At 40.4% G+C, this 24,067-nt stretch carries 20 protein-coding genes; 6 read left to right on the forward strand and 14 right to left on the reverse strand.

Going from position 1 to position 24,067, the window contains the following annotated elements:
- Positions 1-45 precede the first annotated feature (45 nt).
- Positions 46-405, forward strand: coding sequence for a hypothetical protein (locus A9267_RS10860; protein WP_055023064.1), 360 nt, complete (start codon positions 46-48; stop codon positions 403-405).
- Between the two features lie 11 nt (positions 406-416).
- Here the strand turns inward: A9267_RS10860 and A9267_RS10865 are convergent, their stop codons facing one another.
- The 6 genes from A9267_RS10865 to A9267_RS10890 form a co-directional block, all read right to left on the reverse strand.
- On the reverse strand, positions 417-1,700 hold the full coding sequence (locus A9267_RS10865) for an O-antigen ligase family protein (RefSeq protein ID WP_065109158.1): 1,284 nt from the start codon (positions 1,698-1,700) through the stop codon (positions 417-419).
- Complete coding sequence (locus tag A9267_RS10870) at positions 1,640-3,238, reverse strand: GumC family protein (RefSeq protein ID WP_225442201.1); 1,599 nt, start codon at positions 3,236-3,238, stop codon at positions 1,640-1,642. The genes A9267_RS10865 and A9267_RS10870 overlap by 61 nt, the downstream gene beginning before the upstream one ends.
- Before the next feature lie 10 nt (positions 3,239-3,248).
- Entirely contained in the window at positions 3,249-4,460 is a 1,212-nt protein-coding gene (locus tag A9267_RS10875; protein ID WP_055023062.1) for a polysaccharide biosynthesis/export family protein, read from the reverse strand.
- A gap of 55 nt (positions 4,461-4,515) precedes the next feature.
- Complete coding sequence (locus tag A9267_RS10880; protein WP_055023061.1) at positions 4,516-4,911, reverse strand: STAS domain-containing protein; 396 nt, start codon at positions 4,909-4,911, stop codon at positions 4,516-4,518.
- A 617-nt stretch (positions 4,912-5,528) separates the two neighbouring features.
- Positions 5,529-5,927 carry an ATP-binding protein gene (locus tag A9267_RS10885; protein ID WP_055023060.1) on the reverse strand — a complete coding sequence of 133 codons (399 nt, stop codon included), beginning with the start codon at positions 5,925-5,927 and terminating at the stop codon, positions 5,529-5,531.
- Positions 5,928-6,127: 200 nt separating this feature from the next.
- Positions 6,128-7,315, reverse strand: a complete 1,188-nt coding sequence (locus tag A9267_RS10890; RefSeq protein WP_055023059.1) for a fused response regulator/phosphatase — start codon at positions 7,313-7,315, stop codon at positions 6,128-6,130.
- Between the two features lie 256 nt (positions 7,316-7,571).
- Between A9267_RS10890 and A9267_RS10895 the strand changes: the two genes are divergently transcribed.
- Positions 7,572-11,060, forward strand: a complete 3,489-nt coding sequence (locus A9267_RS10895) for a PAS domain S-box protein (protein ID WP_065109159.1) — start codon at positions 7,572-7,574, stop codon at positions 11,058-11,060.
- A 26-nt stretch (positions 11,061-11,086) separates the two neighbouring features.
- Positions 11,087-12,613, forward strand: a complete 1,527-nt coding sequence (locus A9267_RS10900) for a sigma-54-dependent transcriptional regulator (protein WP_065109160.1) — start codon at positions 11,087-11,089, stop codon at positions 12,611-12,613.
- 120 nt (positions 12,614-12,733) lie between these two features.
- Here the strand turns inward: A9267_RS10900 and A9267_RS10905 are convergent, their stop codons facing one another.
- From A9267_RS10905 to A9267_RS10915, 4 genes are all read right to left on the reverse strand, one after another.
- Positions 12,734-14,203, reverse strand: coding sequence for a capsule assembly Wzi family protein (locus tag A9267_RS10905; RefSeq protein ID WP_065109161.1), 1,470 nt, complete (start codon positions 14,201-14,203; stop codon positions 12,734-12,736).
- A gap of 171 nt (positions 14,204-14,374) precedes the next feature.
- A complete protein-coding gene (locus tag A9267_RS10910; RefSeq protein WP_065109162.1) occupies positions 14,375-14,833 on the reverse strand; it encodes a hypothetical protein in 459 nt (152 codons plus the stop codon).
- A 125-nt stretch (positions 14,834-14,958) separates the two neighbouring features.
- The gene (locus A9267_RS21780; RefSeq protein WP_156669144.1) at positions 14,959-15,114 is read right to left on the reverse strand and encodes a hypothetical protein; all 156 of its coding nucleotides are present in this window, start codon (positions 15,112-15,114) and stop codon (positions 14,959-14,961) included.
- Between the two features lie 368 nt (positions 15,115-15,482).
- A complete protein-coding gene (locus tag A9267_RS10915) occupies positions 15,483-16,094 on the reverse strand; it encodes a LysE family translocator (RefSeq protein WP_055023054.1) in 612 nt (203 codons plus the stop codon).
- A 198-nt stretch (positions 16,095-16,292) separates the two neighbouring features.
- Between A9267_RS10915 and A9267_RS10920 the strand changes: the two genes are divergently transcribed.
- Positions 16,293-16,904: a tRNA-uridine aminocarboxypropyltransferase gene (locus tag A9267_RS10920; protein WP_065109163.1), complete on the forward strand. Its 612-nt coding sequence runs from the start codon at positions 16,293-16,295 to the stop codon at positions 16,902-16,904.
- Between the two features lie 45 nt (positions 16,905-16,949).
- On the opposite strand, the gene A9267_RS10925 is transcribed toward A9267_RS10920, so the two are convergent.
- From A9267_RS10925 to A9267_RS10935, 3 genes are all read right to left on the reverse strand, one after another.
- Positions 16,950-18,422: an NAD(P)/FAD-dependent oxidoreductase gene (locus A9267_RS10925; protein WP_065109164.1), complete on the reverse strand. Its 1,473-nt coding sequence runs from the start codon at positions 18,420-18,422 to the stop codon at positions 16,950-16,952.
- A gap of 89 nt (positions 18,423-18,511) precedes the next feature.
- Positions 18,512-18,820 carry a 2Fe-2S iron-sulfur cluster-binding protein gene (locus A9267_RS10930; RefSeq protein WP_055023051.1) on the reverse strand — a complete coding sequence of 103 codons (309 nt, stop codon included), beginning with the start codon at positions 18,818-18,820 and terminating at the stop codon, positions 18,512-18,514.
- A 29-nt stretch (positions 18,821-18,849) separates the two neighbouring features.
- On the reverse strand, positions 18,850-20,046 hold the full coding sequence (locus A9267_RS10935; RefSeq protein ID WP_065109165.1) for a cytochrome P450: 1,197 nt from the start codon (positions 20,044-20,046) through the stop codon (positions 18,850-18,852).
- 264 nt (positions 20,047-20,310) lie between these two features.
- On the opposite strand from A9267_RS10935, the gene A9267_RS10940 reads away from it, so the two are divergent.
- Together A9267_RS10940 and A9267_RS10945 are read left to right on the forward strand one after the other, a co-directional pair.
- The gene (locus tag A9267_RS10940; protein ID WP_065109166.1) at positions 20,311-20,682 is read left to right on the forward strand and encodes a hypothetical protein; all 372 of its coding nucleotides are present in this window, start codon (positions 20,311-20,313) and stop codon (positions 20,680-20,682) included.
- 150 nt (positions 20,683-20,832) lie between these two features.
- Positions 20,833-21,282: a hypothetical protein gene (locus A9267_RS10945; RefSeq protein ID WP_065109167.1), complete on the forward strand. Its 450-nt coding sequence runs from the start codon at positions 20,833-20,835 to the stop codon at positions 21,280-21,282.
- Positions 21,283-21,367: 85 nt separating this feature from the next.
- Here A9267_RS10945 and A9267_RS10950 read toward each other — a convergent pair whose 3' ends face one another.
- The gene (locus A9267_RS10950; RefSeq protein WP_065109168.1) at positions 21,368-23,998 is read right to left on the reverse strand and encodes a glycoside hydrolase family 3 C-terminal domain-containing protein; all 2,631 of its coding nucleotides are present in this window, start codon (positions 23,996-23,998) and stop codon (positions 21,368-21,370) included.
- Positions 23,999-24,067 lie beyond the last annotated feature (69 nt).

Consider the following 24,067-nt stretch of genomic DNA (forward strand, 5'->3'; position numbering starts at 1 on the left):
ATAAACTTGTGCTGAGATAGAGCGATTAACCTTGAGGTATAAATAGTGATTAAAGTAAGAACAATAAAAGTAAAAGTAGCAAAAGCAATCAAAACGAGCTTCCCAGACCTAAGGTTATTGATTGGTACATTTCTGGTATCTGGGTTTCTGATAGGTTGTGGTGAAGAACAAGACGTTGCTGCAAAAGCACAAGTTTCGGTAGAAATGCAGGAACAGTGTGGAGAGCAGGAGTTTTTAGTTATTGCTGAAAAAGTGAGTGCTGGTGACGGCCAAGGACATGGTCCAGATATTGGCTCAGATGAATGGCAATCAGTCATTGAATTTAAACTTGGCATTAGAGGGCAGGCAGACGTGCCTGCAAGAGATGATGTTCAATGGTGCCAATTTATTCTTAAAAAGCTATAAGCATTCATTTGTTATGGAGCATCCAGTGCATCTGCTTTAGCAAATACGTCGTCAGGCTCTTCAGCGCGAAGGGCCATGCCTAATACAATAAGGCCTGGCCAAAATAAATAGGCGAGAATTTCTAAATTTTCCCCAAAGGTATACAGTCCTAGCATAAGTAAGATAGCCATGCCTACTTTGGCTAATGGGTTGCTAAAAAGGCGTATTAGCAAGGTGATAAAGGTGACTAACATAGGGATGGCTAACGCGACAGCACCTACGACCCCTTTAACAAATAGCAATCCGTACCAAGTGTGATGCGAACCTATCGGCATATACTCCACCATATGTGGGCCTCGCTCGACAATACCATGGCCAAAAACAACCGCTTCGTTCATCCACCGTTCAACAGCGATATCTGCCAAAGCTTGTCTTACTCGAGTGGAGTCGGCGCGAGCCGCTTTAACGGCATCGATACTTTGCTCAATTTTAGAAATGGTGGATTCACCGATAACACCGACAAATAACATCACAGGGCTGAGCAATAAGTACAACCAAGGAGAACGCACAAAGCGTAACGTGGTAAAAAAGCCAATTAATGCAAGGTAGCAGACAATGGCAAGTCGAGACTGTGACATGAGGATCATCAGTAAACTGCCGCCGTAGCCCCATCTTCTCCATGTTGCATTTTTTTCTTGTAAGGCAAAAATAAAGTACAAATTCCCTAGCATCCCCAGTGCAGGTGCCCACGGAGTAAATAGTCGCCAACGGGGGACGCCGCTTCCAGGGTCAATTTCATAAAGGCTGACACTAAAAAACTCAGGCCCTGGGCCACCAATGATGCTTAAAGGGGAAACATATAAAGTGCTAGGTAAACCAGCGACCCAAGCAAATACAAACACTGGGAATAACATGATGGTATGTTTGCAAACTCGACAACTTGCGCGGTAAATAATTTCAGGTCGAATAGGTAAGCAACCGATTAAAGGGAATATCGCTAATAAAGCCCAACCTTTAGCCCAGCCAATGGAGGATTTTATAAGTTTGCCCGTGCCAAGGCCAAACTGCAGGTGGCCAACAACCAACGCAATTAACATGACCCACATGCCTAGTACCCAAACATAATGTGTGATGCTAATACGAAATGCGGGTTGGTTATCTAACTTTTTGACAAGAAGTCGTAAGAATAGAATCCAAGCAATCACAGGTGCAATGACGTAAAGCGCACCTATTAACCAGAATAAGTAACTAAAACTTATGCAGTTGTAGATGATTTTTTCGTCAACATTTTCCGTAATAATGGTTTGCGAATCCATAAAATGCTTAGTCCTACTAATGACATGAATGATGCACATATACCGCCGAAAATAATCAAAATAATGGCGAGTTTATCGGGTGATGCAGGCAAACTTGGTGCTGACAGTAACTGCAACATAGGGTAAGCGGTGTAAATATCTGATTTACCAACATCCATTTTTGCCATGGCTGAAGTTAATACTGCCGAAGCTAATTGATGTTCACGCTGTAAGTCTGCAAGTTTCGCTGCATCGTCATTGCTGTGTTGTAAACGTTGTTCCCATTGATTGATTTGAGCAGTTAACGAGTCAACTTCTGACTGGGTCGCTTTGCGATTAGAGGCGAGTGTGATGAATTCTTGCATCATTTCAGCTCGACCATCAACGTCATCAACAGTGAGCATCATGAGTAGTTTTTCATCTTGAAAACCTATCACGGTATTAAAGCGCTTTTTCATACTGTCTAAAATACTGTCTAATTCTGCTTTTAATGACACTAAAACAGGATGGCGGGCACCTAATCTGCCAGCATTTTCGATATACATAGTGTTTGCAGTATTGTGCTTTTCAACTAATTGTTGGAACAGTTTGTCATTATTTAGCTTTAGCAACATTGCTGCTTGGGCATCACTTAAACCCAAGTGGTTTTCGTATAAAAAGTAACTTGCATTTAACCCTTGTAATTCGGCAAGCATAGTGACTTTACTGTGTCTCAGACGTTCGATAGTAATCGCTAACTCTTTAAATTGGTCAAGTGTGACTAAGCCTCGCTCAGATTGAAAATCTAAAAGTTGCTTTTGGGTTTCTTTTACTCGAGTTGAATAACTTTTAAGGCCTTCTTTTATTCCGATTTCACGTAAAGCAATTTCGTCGGCGCGTAAATCATCTAAAATATTTTGCAACGAGCGATACATTGCCCAGCCTCGCTCTTGAGCTGCTTCTGGACTGTCAGCTTTAATACTGTATTCCATTAAGCCTGTTTGACTGGGTAGTTTTAGTTTAGGCTTTTTAATGGCTGATGTTGGAACATCAAGATAGTGAGCTGCACTTTGCATTAACAAGGTGCTCATTGAAATTGCTTTGTAGTTTTCTCGTGGATCGATGGCAGAGCTCATGTAAGGCGAAATACTAGAGGTACTTGCTTGACCTAAGCTATCAAGGCTTAAAGATGATCCCGCTGCTGCACCAGGTAAAATGAGTACCCACTTGCTTACGTATTGCGTTGGCGTGAGCATAATGAAAATGCCTGCCAGTAACCAGATGATGAGTAATGCGCCAAAACCTGTTTTAAGGTAAAGGCGTTTACGCAATTTAGGCGTCAGTTTACTGCCTTCTAATGTGGCGCGTTTTATCCAATATAAGTAAGCAAGTTCAGAGAAACTTGTTTGCTCACTCGTTTCGTCATTGTTGTCGTCGGCTTTTTCTTGTTTAGTATTTTGTTGGTCAGTGTGTTGCTGGCTATCAGCAATGGCTTTTTCAATAGCTTGTTCTATAACAGGAGCCGCTTGTTGGCTATCCGTGCTGGTTTGAGTCTTATCTTCATCATGAATTCGGCTCATTGCTGACTCCTTACAACCATCCAATAAGAGTGGTTGGTACGACTAACTCAGTCACTGTTCTTGCTATTTCGCGCATGTTGGTAACACGAGAGTCATAACATGCAAGACCATCACCAGGAAGTAACACTGGGTTTGATTGATCATTCCAAGCGCTTTGTATTAGTCCATCAATTGAACGCTCAACAACATCAATTTGATTTGAAAGTGGATTTTTGGTTACAAGTATCACATATCGACTTGCGTTAGTTGATTGCGCACCACCCACACAGTTAGCTGCGATAGCCCCATTGAGTAAGCGAGTACCATATGGAAAACGTGTTGCTTCACGATCGACCGCTGACTGACTGTTTGAGCTAGCTGGCTGTGTTAAATTTGACATAAATACCCTGATCCCTGGAGCTGTCAATTGTGAAGGTCTAGCAAGTTGATCATTAAATGAATGTGTCGATGGTACATGAACATGATCGCCAGCCATTAATGTCATGCTGGGTACTTTTTCACCTGTTAGCATACCACGTAAATCCATATTGAAAACCTGACCATTACGGATAACTTTAATCGCAGAAATATCAGCATCAGGGCGCACACCACCTGAAGATTTTACAGCGGCACCAATACTACGGTTAATAGCTTGGTCACCAGCATAATTACTACCGTCATCTTTTAGTTCTATCGGTAGTTTCTTATTGATCATGTGTTGACCAGGTTCAAATACCGCACCTGAAGTCGTAATTTCAATTGGCGCCCAGCTGATAGGTAAAATACTAATGCGCACTGCGTGAGCTAACATTAACCTTTCATCAATGAGTAGCTTATTGATATATGTATTAAGCTGCTTAAGTGTTAAGCCTTTTGCTGCAATTGCAGGTAAGTAAGGTAGATAAATATTACCATCGGCATCCACTTCAACATCTTTACTGAATTCTTCACCGTTTAGGATGTTAATCGAGATTTTGTCACCTACTGATAATGACAATGCTTGATTACTTGCATCGACAATCATGGCTTTGTCACCAAAGATTGGAGCGGTTGGAAAAGTGGTATGGTTTGAGGTAACCGCACTGACTTTTCGATTGTAAGGTGTTTGCTGACCAAAATAGTGACAGCTAGTAAGTTGTTTTTCTAAATCACAAACGTCCTGTTGCGCTGGCTGCGAAGGGGTGACGCAAGCGGTTAAACTTGCGACCATTGCGATTGAAATTAGAGTATTAATCATTTTCATTGCGTTATTCCCTTTACGTTTAGTTTAGAAAAATTTCAGTTATTGTCAGTTTTTATTAACTGGCTAAATCAGCGATGACACGTTTATCAAAATCAGACTCTTCGACAATGCTGCTGTGACGTAAAAACTCGAGCGCTAATTTTTCCGTTTCAAAGATTTCGAAAATATGATGTAAACGTGTTAGCTCAATCAGTGATCTCACTGCGGGTGTTGGCGATAACAACACAATGTTGCCTTGATAATTGAGTGCTTGATTTCTTGCAGATATAAGCACTGATAATCCACTAGAGTCGATATATTCAAGGTGCTGCATATCGATGACTAAACGTGTGTGACCTCTATCGATATAATCAACAAGTGCGGCTCTATAAGTTGGTGTGTGCGCCATAAACATTCTGATTGGTAGGGTTACTACGCTCGCATGTTGCGCTACTTTTAATTCAAATTTCATATCGTGCTCCTAGACTGTAATGATGCTTCTATATGTATTGTTTATTTGAAGCTTGTAATCTTTAATAGCAGGTACTATGCCAACTTTTTATTCGTTTTATTTCAATTGTTTATGTGTTTGTTTTGTTTTTTCGCTATTTGGGTTTGCTGTTTGCGAAGAGGAAAATTGCTGTTTGCAACAGAGGTTTTTGATGATGTTTGCAGTTTGCAATTTGCAAAATGAACGCATATCAATTGATCTGGGGCAGAACTGTGACTGGCTATTACATGTTTAAGAGGCTGGAATGCTGGTGTTTAAATATGGAGATAAAGCGCAATACTGAAGTTATGTGTTAAGTGATATAAAAGGGTAAAGAAGCAGGCTTAATAAAAGGTAAATATAAATAAGAGGCAAAGAGAAGCAAGAGGTGAGAGAAGTAACAGTGTTTCGATTCTAAAAATGATTAAAGGAACGAGAATACGGCATTAGAAGTCGCAATAGTGGAGTGGTGACAAATAGTAAGGCTACAAGCTTAAACAATAATGATGGAGGTAGAGTTCAGTATCATTCAGCAATAAGCTTGTTCTATGTAAACTTGTAGCCAGTCTTGCTTGGGGCAGCGCAATATTTGTTGATCATCAAATTGCTGCCTTTTCTAATGAGAGTCGCAGATGAGTGCCTAATACGGTGGCTTTCTTGTTTACCTTGTCCATCCATTGATCCATGATCCACAGGCCTCTGCCATTAGGTCTATCGTTAGTCGGGCACTTTTTAGGCGCAGAAAGCTCAACAAACTCTGCTGTATCAAGAATATCAACGACGATATTGTCTTTGTTGTTTTGCACTAACAAGGTCACATCCTCTGTGTTATCAGGGCAATGCTGCGATACATTATTAACGGCCTCCAAGATACAGAGCATTAATTTGAACCTTTGCAGAGAGGTAATTTCGTTGGCAATTAAAAAGGCCTCAACTTCATCATAAATCTGTTCAGGTGTCATGAGCTGTAAGTTTAAATTCATTTGTAAACTATTCATTGTTAGTCCTTAAAAGTGGCTATAGCACTTCATGGGTTAGGTTACTTTGCAGTAAATGATTTAGTTATCAACGTTGGCATCAATCAATCTTAATTATCTGATTGTCTTGTATCTTGGCATCACAGATCCAAAATAGCGTTAGCCTGTTCATTGCGATACTTTTCTCATTACTATGCCTTTGTAATTCATAAGCTTAGTGACTAAGTTTCGGGTGCTGTAAACAATAACAGCGACATATCATCCTGAGGTTGATTTTGCTTCCATAGGTTTAATACATAAGTAAGGTGTTTAAGTAGTTTATTGGCAGGCAAATTTTTGGCTTCTGCACAACGCTGCTTGAAACGTGCTAAGCCAAACATGCCATGTTGTGGATGATTGACTTCATAAACACCATCTGAAAAAAGTAGTAACTGTTCGCCAGGATAAAGCTGATACTCACCGGTTGAATATTGACTGTTTTTATCAATACCAATAGGGAGACCAGAAGGCACAGATAATGTTTGGACATCATTTTTGGAAATGATTAAAGGCATTGGGTGGCCTGCACTAGACATGTAAACCTGATGAGTTTTAATATTGATTTTACCAAGGATCACCGTGGCAAATTGGCCTAAATTAGCGGGATCATCAAACAATAAGTTTAATCTGTGCATTAACACTTCTGGTTCAAGCTGCCAATCCATTCTTTGAGGAGATAAGCCTTGAGCTAGGGTGAAACTTAGCATTGCAGCTCTAGCGCCATGACCCGATACATCAATCACATAAAAACCAATCCACTCTTCATCAATTTTAAAACACTGAAAAATATCGCCAGCAAGTTCTGCTGCAGGTTCAAAAAAATGCTTAACATGCCAATTATCGAATGATAAATCTTCTTTGGGCAGTAAAGATTGTTGTAAAGTCGCTGCTTGCTCAAGCTCAGTTTGCTTGTTGTTTAATTCAATTTCTAACTTTTGGTTATTCTCTAATATTTTTTTTTTGGCTTGTATTAACCTCACAGCGGCTAAAACTTTCACCTTTAAAACAGAGGCTAAAAAAGGCTTAGTAATGTAGTCATCAGCACCAGTTTCCATGGCATAAACCATATCTTCAGTTTTATCGTTACCAGTAAGCAAAAGGAAAAAAGCGGGATTATTTGAGGCTTTTAAACGTTTACATAATTCTATACCCGTCATATTGGGCATACGCCAATCACTGATGATTAAGTCAAAATCATGCAGTTTACAGGTATCAAGTGCTGTTAACCCATCTTCACATTGAGTTATTTCAAACTCGATGTCATCAGGTTGAAAGCTTTGGAGTAAACTTGCTATGTAGTAACGCTCACTAAAAGTGTCTTCAACTAATAATATTGACAACCTTTTGGGCGTTGTACTTGCATTTTGCATAGCTGTTTCCTAAAAATATAGAGATATGTCTGATAAAAGCAATTACTGTACCTAAATTGTTTTAGTGTTTAATATCAGTGTTATAGCGTATGTTGTTATTTAGGTTTATTCATGTTTTTTCATTTTGCGAATAATTTTTTGCAAAATGCAACAAGGTGATTCATAGTGAGTTGTGGCGTGGTTATTGTCAGCTCTGTCAGCGCTTTTTCAGCTTGAAAACATGGATTGATTTGCAAAATGCAATAGGAGAAGGAATTTGTCTTTCAGATTAAAAGCCATCATTGCGATTGGGTTGATGCAATCAGCATTGTTATTGATGCTTATCTATAACGCCTTAGGGGTAATAAAGTCCGCTAATCAAGCCGAAATTCAACAGCAGGGGCATCTGTCTGCCATACTCGTCGCCAATAGTGTCGATGTCACTAATCCACGCCAATCTATATTATTACTTAAGCAATCCCTCGAAGAACATCAAATTAGCCACATAGAATCTGTGCAGGTATTTCAAGCTGATAAACGCTTATATGCCGCAGAGCGCAATAGCCTTGGGGAGTTTGCATTAGTTGAACAGCCCGTTCGTATCGATAACTTAGTACCTATTGAAGCCCAGTCGAATAACGGTAGTGGGGTTGCTATTAAGGTGATGGTCAATACTGATGAGTTTGACCACAGCGTTAACAATGTTGCGATAAAATACAGTGCGTTAATGCTGTTAGTCATTGTGCTGATATCCATTTTATCTTGGTATCAGGGACTTAACCTTATCAAACATGTGTTCAATATCCAGCGGGCATCTAAACAAGTCCTCGAAGGCGATACAGGGGTTCAAGTTAACGAGCCTGGCACTCAAGATATTACAGATACCACCAATGCCTTTAATGAAATGCTGCAATTTTTAGATCAGCAGCGCCACGATCTTCAAGGTGCTAATGTCCGATTAAATACCATTTTAGATTCAGCAGCAGACGGCTTTGTGATTATTGACACTAGCGGTGTGATAACCGAGGTTAATAAAGCGGTAAGTAGTTTATTTGGTTATCAAAAAGAAGAATTAATAGACCAGAATGTATCCATTCTCATGCCGATGGCTGATAGGTTTATGCATGATGGTTATATTCAGGATTACTTAAAAGGCGGTGACGCCAAAATTGTTGGCTTAGGTGGTGGACGAGCATTAAAAGCTCAACATAAAGAAGGCCACCTTTTTCCGATTGAGTTGTCTATTTCCAAAATGGAAATCGATGGTGATGTGTTATTTCTTGGCTTTATTAAAGACATGTCTGAACTTAAAAAGGAACAAGCATCTGCGGCTCGAACTCAATCAATTCATTTAGCAACATTAGAAGCCAGCCACGATGCGTTAATCACGATTAATATCGCCGGGCGAGTAGAAGAGTTTAATGCTGCAGCTGTGAAGTTGTTTGGCTACGAGCGTGAGGAAGCTTTAGGTGAGTTACTTGAGGATTTGATTATTCCTGAAGGGTTCCATAAGGCGCATAAAAATGGCATGGATCATCATCGTAAAACCGGTGAAGGACCAGTGTTGAATAACCGAATAGAAGTGCCAGCACATAATAAAGCAGGAGACGAATTCCCTGTGGAGTTGCGGGTTATACCGATTCAATTAGATGACGAAATGTATTACACCGCTTTCTTACGTAATATTTCAGAACAGAAATCAAAAGAAGAAGAACTGCGCCAAGCTAAAGAGCAAGCCGAAGAGGGCAGTAAAGCAAAATCTCGCTTCTTAGCAACAATGAGCCATGAGATCCGCTCACCACTTAATGCGGTGCTCGGTAGTGTTGATTTATTGCTTGATTCTAGCTTAGAGAAAGGTCAGAGGATGTACGCTAGGACGGCTAAAGAAGCTGGTTCTGTGCTGTTAAGTACCATTAATGACATTTTGGATTTTTCTAAAATTGAAGCGGGCCAAATGGTGTTGGAGCCCAAAGAGTTTGAACCTGACGAGTTAGTAGCGCAAGTATTACAAATCTTATCCCATAAAGCCCATGATAAAGGGGTTCATTTAGCCAGTTATATCAACCGAAATGTACCGCAAAAGCTGGTGGGTGATGCGCAGCGTATTAGGCAGGTAGTGCAAAACTTAGTAGATAATGCGATTAAGTTTTCTACTGAGGGCTGTATCTCTGTGGAAGTTTGGATCCCAAATCGTGATAACGATAAAGTGCAATTATGTTGTCGAGTCACTGATCAAGGTATTGGTATTGGGGATGCCTCACAAGAGAAACTATTTAGAGAATTCTCTCAGGTTCATGATACTCATACCACAAGTTACGCAGGCACAGGTTTGGGTTTAGCGATTTGTTCAGAACTTGCTCGAATGATGGGCGGTAACTTAGTGGTTGAAAGTAAGCTGGGTGAAGGTAGCCAATTTACCTTATCTGTATTGTTAGATGAATCTAGTCAAGCCAGTAATCACAATGTTCGCTTACCAGAGCACCCGCGTGTACTACTTATTCACCCCGATGAAACCTTGTGTAAACTGATCAAGAAACAGTACAGTCAATATGGTGTTGAAACGAAGTATGAGCACCATGTTAGCGATATATTTAATAGTAAAATAGTGCGTGGACGATTTGATTTAATCATGCTCGATGATGCATGTCTCTTATCTGCTAAAGAAAAAGATGTCAGTATTTTACACAGTGATTATTTATTCGAAACTGGCTATATCGCAGCTCTTGCCACTGGCGTTAATAATGATGCGCAATCACTGATTGAAAAATTGGGCATTGAAGAATCGGTGAGTAAACCGCTAAGCCGTGCAATGCTATTGAGTTTAATTAGTGGCGCGACAGCTGAAAATAAACATGAAAAGCCATTAGAGAAAGTCGCTAGTTTACCTCAAGGCTGCCGCCTATTATTAGCTGAAGATAGCCCTGCTAATCAGATGGTCGCAGGTACAATGCTCACCAATGAAGGCGCAGTAATGACCTATGCCAATAATGGCGTAGAAGCTGTTGAATTAGCACTGAGCCAAGACTTTGATTTGATATTGATGGATATCAGAATGCCTGAAATGGATGGCTTAGAGGCATGTCAAAAGATATTAGCTCATAAACCAGATCAAATTATTTTGGCGATGACTGCCAATGTATTTAGTGAAGAAATCGCTGCGTGTAAAGCCGTTGGCATGCTTGATTGTATTGGCAAACCTGTGAATAAATCTGATTTGATCTCAGGTGTGAGTCATTGGTTAGGTCAAGTAAAGCAGGCATCTTCAATGGGAATGGGGATGCAAATAGAGTTAACTCATGACAAGCCGCAAGTTGAAAATAAAGATAAGGTGACAGCTGAAATAAGCGAACAAAGTACTGAATTATCCGCCCCCAAAGTTTCTACAGACACAGACACTGATGAATTGTTCACAGAGGTCATGCTAGATGAGGCTGTTTTTGACGAATTACTCTCAGCTGTGGGTGAAGCTAGCTTAGCCAAAATGATGCAAGTGTTTTATCACGAGACGATAATGCGGGTTAATACACTTAAAGCCTTAACGCCTCAAGGAAGTCGTCATGATATCGAAACGGAAGTGCATACCATTAAAAGTAGTGCAGGTAGTTTCGGCGCTAAGACCTTAGCTGATGTTGCTGTTAGATTAGAAGCGGCTTCAAGAACAGAAGATGAGCCTTTAGATGCGTTATTCAATGAAATGTTTGCCGTTGCTGAACAGAGTTTAAACCTGATCCAGCAACGCTTTAATATTACTCAAAAATCAGAGTAATCGAATGAATGATAAGGAATGAACAAATGGGTTTTAGTGCCATTCTTGTAGAAGACAGTATGTCCTTAGGCGCACTTTATAGTGAGTACCTTTGCGCAGAAGGGGCTGAAGTCACTCATGTTAACTTTGGCGAAGATGCGTTAAAAGAATTAGCGCGCAAGCAACCAGACTTATTAGTATTAGATATCAAGCTACCTGACATGTCAGGAATGGATATTTTAACGAAGGTGCAAAAAGAATACCCAAATATTACCGTTATTATGATCACCGCCCATGGCACGATTGATCTCGCTGTAGATGCAATGCGTGCAGGTGCATTTGATTTTTTGATCAAACCATTCGACAGTAAACGCTTATCGATTACCGTGCGTAATGCTTTAAAGCAAAGGGATTTATTAGCGTTAGTTTCCAATTATGAGAACAGTTTACCGAAAACCAATTTTCATGGTTTTATCGGTGACTCACTGGCAATGCAAACGGTATACAACACCATTGATTGTGTTGCTAACAGTAAGGCTTCTGTGTTTGTTGTGGGTGAAAGTGGCACAGGTAAAGAAGTGTGCGCACAAGCGATTCATGAAGCTGGAATTCGATCAGAAGCCCCATTTATTGCCTTAAATTGTGCATCAATTCCAAAAGATCTCATTGAGAGTGAAATTTTCGGCCATACAAAAGGGGCATTTACTGGCGCAGTCAGTCATCGTGATGGTGCAGCTACTCGTGCAGATGGTGGTACGCTATTTCTTGATGAACTCTGTGAAATGGATTTAGAACTGCAAAGTAAGTTATTACGGTTCATTCAAACGGGTGTTTTTCAGCGTGTGGGTGGCAGCAAAGAAGAAAAAGTCGATGTCAGGTTTATTAGTGCAACTAACCGAGACCCTTGGAAAGAAGTGCAAGAAGGACGTTTTAGAGAAGATTTATATTATCGTCTTCACGTTATTCCGATTGAATTACCGCCATTAAGACAACGGGGTAAAGATGTTATTGCTATTGCTAAAAAGCTATTAAAGCAATACAGCAAAGAAGAGGGCAAAAACTTTAAAGGCTTTAGCAAAGAGGTTGAACGTTGTTTTGGCCTATATTCATGGCCTGGCAATGTGCGGCAATTACAAAATATTATTCGCCAAGTCGTAGTGTTAAATGTGGCTGATGAAGTTGCGATTACCATGTTACCCGCTCAAGTGACTGCGGCTTTATCTCAAGCCAATGTTAAATCTGTCAAGGTCAGTGAACAGGTTGCACAAACAGCAGTAACGAGCGCAACAGTGACAGATATTCATGCTAAACCTCAAGCGCATGCTGTTGGTGAGAGTACCGTCGCTGCCGCGACATCAGATGATATTGTTAATAATAATATGCCAGTTAATAGTGGAATAAACGCTATCGAATCGGAAGAAGATATTCAACCTTTGTGGCTTACTGAAAAAATCACCATTGAAACCGCCATTAAACAATGTGATGGCAACATCCCCAAAGCGGCTGCTTTATTAGATGTCAGTCCTTCAACGATTTACCGTAAAAAACAGCAGTGGGAAGACAAAGGTTTGTAGAGCATTATTTTATCACTGGAGTAGTTGCACAGAGATAGAACATCAGCAGATAGCGTAAAAGGTTCAAATAAAAAGCCCATCATATGATGGGCTTTTTATGTAAAAACGACTTTTCAGCAATTAAAAATCTCGTTCCCAACCTGCATAAAAGGTCGTTTCCCAGTCACTACTGGTATCAATTTCTGGGTATTCACTGTAACCAATGGTACCGCCGACTTTTAACTTACCTGCATAGAATGGTCTATGGTAACTGGCATCGAGTTGATATAAGCGCTCGTAACGACCAGGTGAAACTGGGTTTCCACCAGAAGGGTTGCCAGTATCTACTCCATCAAAGTTAAGTTTAGCGTAACGGAATTTGGTGCTTAGGCTCTGCCCATGCTCAAGCTGAGTGATCCCGCCTAATACCACTACTCTTGAGTCATTATCATAGGTGCTGCCGAGACTGCGCCCGTAATAACGGTAACCACTTTTGTAGAAGCCATGCTCATACATACAGTTATAAACGTCAGATTCGACGCCACATGATGCTGCAGTATCTGAGTATTCAGCAAAAAATCGAGTGTTTAAATCGGCAATGAAAATATCAACGCCACCCATGTTTGATGCGTTAATTAAACGATTTTTACCTTTATGATAATCTTCATGAATACGCTCGTAGTATATGCCATAAGGCACTCCCCATGCGGTATCTGACCATCTGAAATCATAACCTGCGAGCATGTTTTCTTGGCCATTTTCTTTATCGCCTTCATTAACACCGCCGTTAAACAAACCATCCCACCAGTCTGAAAGGCTATTACCATAACCTTCGCCGCCCCATTGCATAGTCCATGAAAAACCTACCTCTAGTTTAGATATAGGCTTAAAGGTACCTCGAGCCCCCCAATGTTGGGTATCAGGTACATAACGCTCACTTTCCATTTGGCTAAAGCTTGTGGTGAAAGTCCACGGGCCAATCCAATTAAGCCATGGCGTTTCAAATGCATTACTGTTGTTACGAGAAAAAGTTATGCCTGGCATTGGGCGTGCATTCGTTGTTTGTATTAAACCTGAGTCCCAACCTGGCCCCCAGTATTTTTGGACTGCACCACCTGTCACAATCCAATTGCCCAGCTTAACGGCAGCAAAGCTATTATCTAATCGGGACTCGTTACCATCAATGGCATCGTAATGATAACTGGCAGCTAATCGCCCACTAAACCAGTCTTTGGTGACTTCAGCGGTGAACTCCACTTCGGCTTTATCGCGGTAATCATTACCATAGCCAATAAAGCGAGCTTCCTCGTTTGCCCCAGATAAGCTGGCACCTAAACTGACCGTTTGATGGTCTTTGTCGTAGGCCCGCATCACCCGATGAAAAGCATCTTTTTGATGCACAGTCATTGGGCTATCAACGGCATTATCTAAATCAGATTTTATCCCTGACCACATTAGAGGGAAGGTGGTGACTGGCTGAAGGATGATACCTGTATCAGCAAGTAATTGAATATCAGCGCGAAGCGGTAAGTCGGTAGGTTCAATCCACCAAGCAGCTTGTGTTGAAAAGCTGCTAAGTAATGCTATCCCTGCTAAAAATTTTAACTTCATTAGGTACTCTTTAAGATGAACAAATACATCAACTAATAAAAAAGGCTGTTATCGTTAATGATAACAGCCTATTGAATTAGAGCACTAATACTGAAGACAATTTTTCAATTTGTTAGGTAAGTATTGAAACAAGTGATGAATTAGATGTGAATAATGTTGCTTATTCGCTGCTTACACAGTTTCATTTATACTTTTTGTTGTTTCAACATAAGCATCTAACATGTTTTGTTGATTATTCATATTTGCGGCATTGACAGTTGCAGCTCTCGCATCATCATTATTTTTGATGATATAAGCTGAAGTTGCACTTATCGAATCGTCACTGCCATTGGCTACGCCTGCTAAGTCCGAGTAAAACTGATATTGGGTCTGAGCTTTTTTATAGTGGACATAGTTCTCCACTTTTTCGCCGTTATTTGGCAAGCTAGGTTGAGTTTCAGGCTCTGATTGACTTTGTGATAAGGCCATTGCTTGAGCACTTATCGTTACTGAATCTCGTTGAGTCGTATTAAGATGACTGACTTGTTCACTTGACGGCTTATTTACTGACGTATTTTGCTGAGTGCTATTGGCTGGGCTAACAGTATTCGCACTCATTTGTTGAGCGGCAGTATAAGATTGAATTTGCATGATAACCCCTGTTTAAATAACGGTGACGAAAAACTTGATGCTATGCTAATTGGTACTAGCTGTACTGAAGTTGAACAAAACAGACTGAACAATACAGCTTGAACAATATTGTTAACCAATAATTATTAATACAAAGGAACCGTTTTACCCCAGCTAAATGGGTTGTACCACTTAGATACTGACCGCATTTCGACTATTGTTTGGGTAAAGTCACAATGAGTTTGGCAACTTGGGCATAAGCATCCGCTTAATCCATCAGGATAGTAGCGAGTATTAGTCATGATGTGTTCTTTGCAATGACTGCAGTGCACTTTGACTTCTATTATCATTTTTAGCCCCCTGACTTGTTATTATCTCGCTTGGGACATGATGTAATTAACTCCAACTTGATTATTGAGCTAGTTACATAAGTGGCAAGGCGTAGATAATGTTAGAAAACGTTTGATATTTAATCAATATTTTAACCTTGAATATGAGATGTATTAAGTGTTCTGTTTGCTGATAAGAGAAATAACACCAGCGCTGTAACAAATGTGAAAACTGGCAGCGTGAATGTGGTTGATTATTTAACAATAGATCGCGTGGTTAACATTACTGTGTCTGCGAAATGGAATACGAGTCGATTAATAAGCTGCGCTTTGATGTTGGGCTATAAATTGATTGCGATGAGCATGCCTGCAGAAATCATGATGCTTCCAGCGGTGCGATTAATCACCCGGATGGCTTTAGCTGAACGAAAAACTTTTTTGGCCTGTGTGGCCATTAACGAGTAGCCCAAATTGATACTGCCAAATGCCAATGTTGAAATCAGCATGACAAGAATAACATCGTTTAACGTGGTATGTAGTGGAACAAACGCAGGGAAAAAACCAACATAAAAAATAATCGCTTTGGGGTTACTTAATCCAATCATTAATCCTGTCATTAGGTTTTGATAAGCTGATGTTTTTGTCCCAGTGGCCATTGGATTAGATTGACGCTGAGCTTGAAATAATTGAAAGCCTAACCAACAAAGATAAGCCGCACTGACATATTTTATGACGATAAAACTGGGCCCCATTGCATTGGCTAAAGCAGATAAGCCAAATAAAGCAGTGCAAATGAAAATATAATCAGCAATTAATACCCCTAAAAACAGCTGCATGGCCGCAAGAAGGCCATGTGAGAATGACCGTGAAATAATTGCAAATACCACTGGCCCAGGAATGATAGCCAGTACTAACATGGTAAAGAGTAGGCTTAATGATTGCTGCAATTCCATTGTTTATTAAGTTCCCTACTTATCGCTGTTATCAATCAAGCTGAGTGTGCTTCAAGATATTCCGTCGCTGAATTGTACCTGTTTTTTCGCTAGTGTATTGGAGCTATCACTCTGAATAGTGATAACATTCAGTTTGTACAACAGACTGTAAATACTGCGATATCCCTATTCTTATTCCTATTTACCTTGGCTCCTTATATGAAGATAGTGCTACTTACTCACCAAAAAGAAATCAGTCGGCTAAATAATACTGGCAGATGCGTGACCACCATTTTAAAAGACGATGCCTTGGTTGTGGTTTGGGATAGAGTAAACCCTGATCTTCAATTACTGAATATGATTAACACGTGCAAAGTGGGATTATTGTATCCTGATAATCAACAACTCAATGATGCTAAAGTACCAGAAGCGACGGCTCAACAATCACTTTGCCAAATGCATACAAACGTTGCGCAAATTAAAGAACATAGACAAGAACAACACCAAGAGAGAAACCAAGATCAAAACCGAGAGCAACAGCAAAAAACAAATCAAGATAAGTTTGATGCGTTAATACTCATCGACGCAACATGGCAAGAGGCACGCAAAATATATAATCGCAGTGACTACCTAAAGGCGTTACAAAAAATCTCGATATCTAGCCAGCAAGAGTCGATTTATAAACTTAGACGAAATCAAGTTGAAGGGGGATTATGTACTGCAGAATGCGCAGCACATATACTTTCAGCTTCAGGTGAGCCCCAAAAAGCAGAGCAGATAATGGCATTACTTGTTCAGCAAATTGCTGATGAGCAAAGTTATCGAAACTAAAGTCATCGAAACTAATGTATTACTTAATTAATCATATATTCATTATTAATTTAAAATGAGCTGCTCCACTTTCGTCGTTAATAAGCTGTCTTGTAATTTAGCTTTATTTACATTGGATTTGTTTTGGATAATCTTAGTAGCAAGCACATAGGCTTTTGCATGATTGATAGCATCGACAGCGAGTAAAGTATCTCCTTTAAAGTACCAAACTGAAAATGACGTTGGCTTGTTTTCTTCAACTTGTTTAATGATTTCATCATAGCCTTGGGCTAAGCCAACCATTTGTAATTTAGTATCAAATTGATCAGACCAAAACCAAGGTATGGCTTGGTATGTTAACTTTTCAATTTCATTCAATGTTGCTTCAATACGCATTGAATGCGCTGTTGAATAGTGATCTTTTTGGTTTTGTGCAATCACCTTTGCTGCAACTTTGGCTTGTTCAACTGCGTTCTGTACTGATTCAAGCCGAATCATACGATCATAATGTGGATTGTGATGATATGTGCAGTCACCAATTGCAAAAATATTCTCGTCACTGGTTTGCAATGAAGCGTTTACCCATATCCCAGATTTAGGTGTGCTTTTAGGTTTATCACGGCCATTTGCTTCATTATGATTAGGCTGCTCATTAGGCATATCAGATGCGAGTTTAATCCCACACGCTTTGGCAAGCTCAGTGTTAACTGTAATACCAACGCCAATCACAATGACATCCGCAATATAGCTGCTGCCATCTGCGCAGGTAATCTTATGTGCTAATGGCATATTTTTATCATTATTCAAATTTGATGTGCTGATTTGTTGAACTAACTTGTCGGTTAATACCTCAACCTGATTTTCTTGATGCAATTGGGTAAAAAATTCAGACATTAGCGGGGCAGTGACTCGAGCTAAAATACGCGGCTCTCTTTCTAATACCGTCACCGTTGCACCAAGCTTTTTTAATGAAGAAGCGGTTTCTAGTCCTACATAACCGCCACCAATAATAACGACGCGTTTTTGCTCACTTGTAGCTAAGGCCTGTTTAATGCGGCTGACATCACTAACGGTTCTTAAACAAAAAGCTTCTTTACAAGCTTTTAAGCCCGAAATTGGTGGAATAAAAGGTCTTGCTCCTGTGGCTAATACGAGCTTGTCATAAGCTTGTTTTGAACCATTACTTAATGTCACTTGTTTGGCGTTTCTATTAATTTCCGTTACCGTGAGCCCCAATTTAAGGGTGATGTTTTGCTTGCGATAACTATCTGGGGATTTTAGTTGAATACTGCTGGGTTCAAGATGGTTTTTATGGCTAGCGCATTCATTCACATTATGATTAAGTAAGAAAGCTTTCGATAAAGGAGGTCTGTGGTAGGGCAAATTTGGATCTGAATCAATCAAGATAATATTACCTTGCCAACCTTGTTTTCTCAGTGAAAAAGCAAGGTTAACGCCGCCATGACTTGCGCCAATGATCACACAGGTATCATTTTGGGTTAACGTCTGTATTGCATTATCAGTAAGTTGAATAGTCATATTTGGCCTGTTTAATGAAATACCGTGGTTGAAGTTAATCGTTATTGGGTGAATTGAGTGGGTAGCGACTATTGCGAAAAACTATCGCGCTATGGCGCTACGGTTAATATAAGACCGTCTAAGTCATCAGATAGCGTTATCTGGCAGCAAAGCCGGCTTAATTCTGTGACATTATCATCAAGCTCTAACATGTCTTTTTCGATTTCACTGATAGCACCTGTTTTATCAAGTTGATCAGAGGCCACATATACATGGCAGGTAGCGCAAGAACAAACACCGCCACAATCTCCATCAATGCCTTCAATGTTATTTTCAACTGCTAGCTCCATGACTGAACCCTGATGTCCTTCAACTGTTGTTGATTGTTCATTTGAAGTAATAAATGTAATTTTTGCCATGGTAAATTCCTTCTATATTTAGTGTGGTGTTATCGGTAAGGACTGAATATCGCATTCAGTTGCTCATAGCCGACTTTTCGCTGAAATGCGCCCCAGTCTTCGATGTTATCTTGTTGTGATAGCACCTCAATCGTGTCAACTTTATTGGTTAGTGTCGTGATGAGCGTCTTGATTATTTGCCTTGCATGAGTGGCTCCAAGACAGTTATGGGGGCCAAAACCGAAAGCGACATGAGGGTTAATTTTTCTATCTAAAATGACTTCATTTGGTTGCTCGAAAACCGAGGCATCGCGATTTGCTGAAGCCCAGCAAAGTGATATTCGTGAGTCAGCTGTCACTCCCTGCTGAGCTACATCTGTATCTTGGGTAACGACTCGGCCCATATGAGTTAACGGTGAAAAATAGCGAATTAATTCCTCGACAGCTCTGGGTATAATTTCGGGCTCTTTTCTGAGTCGAGAAAGAGACGATGGCTGACTGGCAAAGTAGGCAATGGTATTGGTGACAGCATTAATCACCGTATCTCTGCCGCCTGCAAAGGTTAATATCATCACGCCTTTAATTTGCTCTTTAGATAGCTTTTTACCGTCGATACTGGCACTAAGTAAGGATGAGTAAAGGCTGTCGCTTGGCATTTTTATGGCTAATTCAATTTGATTATCAATATAATCGTATAAGATTGCGGCTTTTTCGCCGTCTAACTCTGACTCGTTACTGCGAAACACATGGGTGCCCCAATTAATCCAGACTAAGGATTCTTCATAAGGTACATTTAAAAGCAAAGTGAGTGCCCGAGATTGTAGTTTTAGCGAAAATTCGCTCACAATATCGGTCGAACCATTGTGAATAACATCATCAACGAGTTCTGCAATGATTTGTTGTAATGAGTTGATATAGCCTTGTTCCAGTGGTCTTTTAAACCATGGATTAAGTAAATCACGAAATTGCTTATGCTCTGGAGGGTCTAGCTCAAAAGGAATTTGCCTTGTCTCTCTAATACTGACTTCTGAAGGAACAACGATGCGCCCTGGAACTGCCCCAGATTGGAATATCTTCCAGTTATGAGCACACTTTCGTACGTCTTTTAACCCTAAAATCATCGTCACAGGATCATCCTGATCTTCAATGAAACCCAATCCTTTTGTAATACGTGCTTGTTCAAAAACATCAGGTAACTGGTCAGTAGGGTTAATAGGGCATCGATTTATCGGGCGATTATTATTCATGTCACTATTCCCCTGTGCTGGCGACTAAAAAACGGTTATCTTGTTAAACTAATAGTGTTAATCCTATGGCATCAATCGATGCCTAAATACGCATATTAGGGCTAGAAGTATCAAATATTTGCACTATTGGCATGGTTGCTGTGAAATAGAAGCAGTCAATACAAGCGCATTAACCTTAAGAACGGATTAACGGATGAAACAGATGGGATAGAGTCAGTGAGTGAATACTTTTTGGCATAGACTCTCGCAAAACAAGGATTGAACGTGGTACACAAATTAACAGCCATCACGCTGAGTATATATGCATTGATAGCAGGGTGTTTATTATTGTTTTCATATGCAGACAAGACAATTTGGCAACAATTTATTTATGCCATTGTATTTATTGTTATTCCCATTATCGGCACGCTTAGTAGTCTTTATGGTGATAAAGGAGGCATTAGCTTAGTGTTATTACTCATGGCATCGCAGGTAATTAGACCCTTGACTCCGTTTGAGGTTTTTCCTTTTCATGCGCCTTTTTCTCTTGCTTTTCCTTTTGGCCAAATTGAGCAAGGAAAGGGCTATTTATTTGATATTTTTGCCTTTGTGATGTTGCTTGTCGTTGCTTTTATGTTGAAACCCAAAAAGCGATAGCTTAAAGATTAGGGCTGAGGGTTGAACTTGAAGCTGACATTAATGTCTTAAAAATGGCCAAAGTTTACATAAAATATGACGTATAAAATACGAGCCTATAGTAAACAGACGTTAGAAACTGAACATTAGATAAACATCAAAGGAAAGAAAATGTGTGCTATCAAAGGATTGTTATATATCGCTGCAAGCGTCGTTGTTTTGTATCCATTATGGGGATTAATTCAACCCGCAAGTTATTTGACTGAAATTGTCGAGGTTTATCCTTTTGCTGGTGATGCTAATGAGGCTCAAGTTAGAGTCGCTGCAGGATTATTATTGTTGAGTAATACCGTGATGGGCTTATCTTTGGTAAGCATTGCTGGGTTTATCGCGCGTCCAACGTCTATTCACCTATTGAAGCTTTCCGCTTTATTACTGATTACGTATCCGTTTCTATTAATTGTCGTTGAGGTGTTTTCTGCTAAAGCACTTTCAAGTCACCTTGAGGCATCTGCTGTAACAGTAGAGTTTTCAGCAATGAAGTTGTTTTATGTGATTTTTGGTATCGGGTTATTGGGCGTATTTAAAACAATTTCACTTAATGATGTTACAAAGGCCTAAATCAAAAACAGCGTAAACCGTGAGTCACTCAATCGGTATACGCTGTTTTAAATGCTGGATAAGATTCGTCTAGCAAGCCGTCTTGCTATTTTTGATAGTTAAAGCTTTTTTGCAAACGAATATCTTCTACTGATGAGCCAAGCATTACAGTAAATTTCCCCGCCTCAGCAAGCCAATCATTTGAGTTAATATCCCAAAAAGACAGGTCTCGCTGAGTCAAAGTAAAGCTAACTTGGCCCGTTTCGCCCGCTTTGAGCCATATTTTATCAAAACCTTTTAGCTCTTTTTGTGGACGCGAGACGCTGGCTTTTACGTCATGAAGATATAGTTGCGCGACTTCGGCACCATCAATGCCACTAGTATTAGTAATGTCTGCTGTAATGGTCATTGTGCCACCTTCAGCCATTGTACTTTTAGATAGCTTGATATTGTCATAACTAAATTGACTGTATGATAAGCCATGGCCAAAAGGGAATGCAGGAGCAATTTTTTGTTGCTCAAACCAGCGATAACCAATAAATACGCCTTCGGAATATAACGACTCCGTTTCATTGTAATCATTCAACGCTATCGGTGCGGTGTCCTGTAATGACTTAGGTAAAGTGATAGGCATTTTTCCATTTGGGTTGGCATCACCAAAGAGGATGTCACTATAAGCATGGCCCGCTTCCATTCCGCCGTACCAGCCCCAAGCAATAGCGTTAGCTTTGTCTGCCCATGGCATTTCAACTGCCGAGCCTCCAATGATAAACACAACAGTATTCGGGTTAACCGCAAGGAGTTTATTGATAATTTCATCTTGTTGACCTGGAAGCTTCATATCTGGGCGATCAATGGACTCACGATCATCAGCATGGCTCAGGCCGCCAAAATACAACACGGCATCGGCATTTTTGGCTGCTGCTAAATATTCAGCTTCATCGTTATATAAACTGTTTGGCGTTTCCCAGCCTAAAGTGACTTGCTGTTGACCTTGATAAATTAATCTAATGGCATAGGTCTCTTCAGCGGTGAGCTCAATGACATACTCGATAATGTTGGCTGGATTTGCTTTTTTATTGACTAATACCTTGTCATTAACAGCAAGGCTAACATCGCCATCCGCTAGTATTTTTAAGGTATGCTTACCTGATTCAACTGGCTTAATATTGGCTTTTATCTCAACATTTTGAGGCTGATTTTTGGCATCGAATTGGGGATCGGCAATCCAAGATTCACTGGTTAGCTGATTAAGTTGTTTATCGGCATAGTAGTTAATCTGCCAAGAAGGGGTGCCTGTCCAATGACGTGTCGTAAGGTAATCATTAGGGATAGGCATAAACTGACTACTTGCAGGGCGCATATGCTGAATATTAACGTTTTTTCCTGCTTGTTTAAACTTGGCCTTGAGTCCGTCTAATGGGCTGATTTCGTACAATGCTTTTACTTCTGATGAGCCGCCACCAAAGCCGTGACGTTTATCTGCATTAGGGCCAAGCACTAAGATATTGTTAACTTTTTTGGCATCTAAAGGCAGCACTTTACCGTCATTTTTAAGCAGTACCACGCCATTAGTAGCGATGGTGCGCGCATCATTTCGGTGAGCCTGAGTATTACGCTCACCTGACAATCGCTGTTTATCCATCATGCCAATACTTAATTGTACTCTAAGAATTCGGCGCACTTTATCATCAAGCTCTGACTCAGGCACTTTGCCAGCTTTTATCATGTTTAGCAGCGGTGTTGCGAGAAAATACTCATCATAACTGGCGACATCTGTGCCCATTTCGATATCAAGGCCATTCATCGCAGCGTCATAGGTATTAATATCGACATTCCAGTCAGTCAATAATACGCCCTCGTAGCCCCATTCACCTTTTAAGATGGTTTTAATCAGGTGATGACTTTGGTTAGCGTTAGTTCCGCGAAATTCATTATATGCTCCCATGATGGCATAAACGCTGGCCTCTTTAACTGCTGCTTCAAAAGCGGGCAGGTAAACTTCACGTAATGTGCGTTCATCGGGTTTTGCATTCACTCCAGTGCGATTTAATTCTTGGGTGTTTAGCGCATAGTGTTTGACAGTTGCACCAACATCGTTGGCTTGAATGGCTTTGACAGTGGGGACAACCAAGGCTGCAGCGAGATAAGGATCTTCACCCATGTATTCAAAATTACGACCGTAAAGAGGTAAACGAGCCAAGTTGACACCTGGGCCGAGTATGAGGTCTTTATTACGGTGGCGAGCCTCAGCGCCAAGCACATTGCCATGTAAGCTCGCCATGTTCGGATCCCAACTTGCTGCGACAGCGGTAAGTGGTGGTAAATAGGTCGAGTAGTCATTAGTCCAGCCTGCTGGTGCCCAAGAATTTCTGTCAATTTCATAGCGTACGCCGTGAGGCCCATCCGACATCCACATTTCATGAATATTGAGTCTCTCGATAGCTGGGATATGAAATTTACCCCCTGCATGCACTAAGGAGACTTTTTCTTCTAAAGTCAGTTGTGGCAGTAATCTTTCAATTTCAGCTTCTACTTTCGATAGTCGTGTCTGTAAACGCTGCTGCTCAGATTGGCTTAATACAGAAAGCGCATGGATCTGATTAGTGTTCATCCCATCTGATTGAGCGAAACTGCTGGAAGTACTGATAAGCATTGATGCCGAAAGGGAAACAACAAGGGCGTGTTTAATACCTCTTGTAAGCGCTTTCATTTTGTGGCGATGTTTCATTGTCATGTCAGAGTCCTTGCTGATTATTTTTATTTAATTTGGTTATTCACTGCAGCTGGTTTCGAATTAGTGGAT

Origin of the sequence: Shewanella sp. UCD-FRSSP16_17 (assembly GCF_001675935.1) — a bacterium.
GTDB lineage: Bacteria > Pseudomonadota > Gammaproteobacteria > Enterobacterales > Shewanellaceae > Shewanella > Shewanella japonica.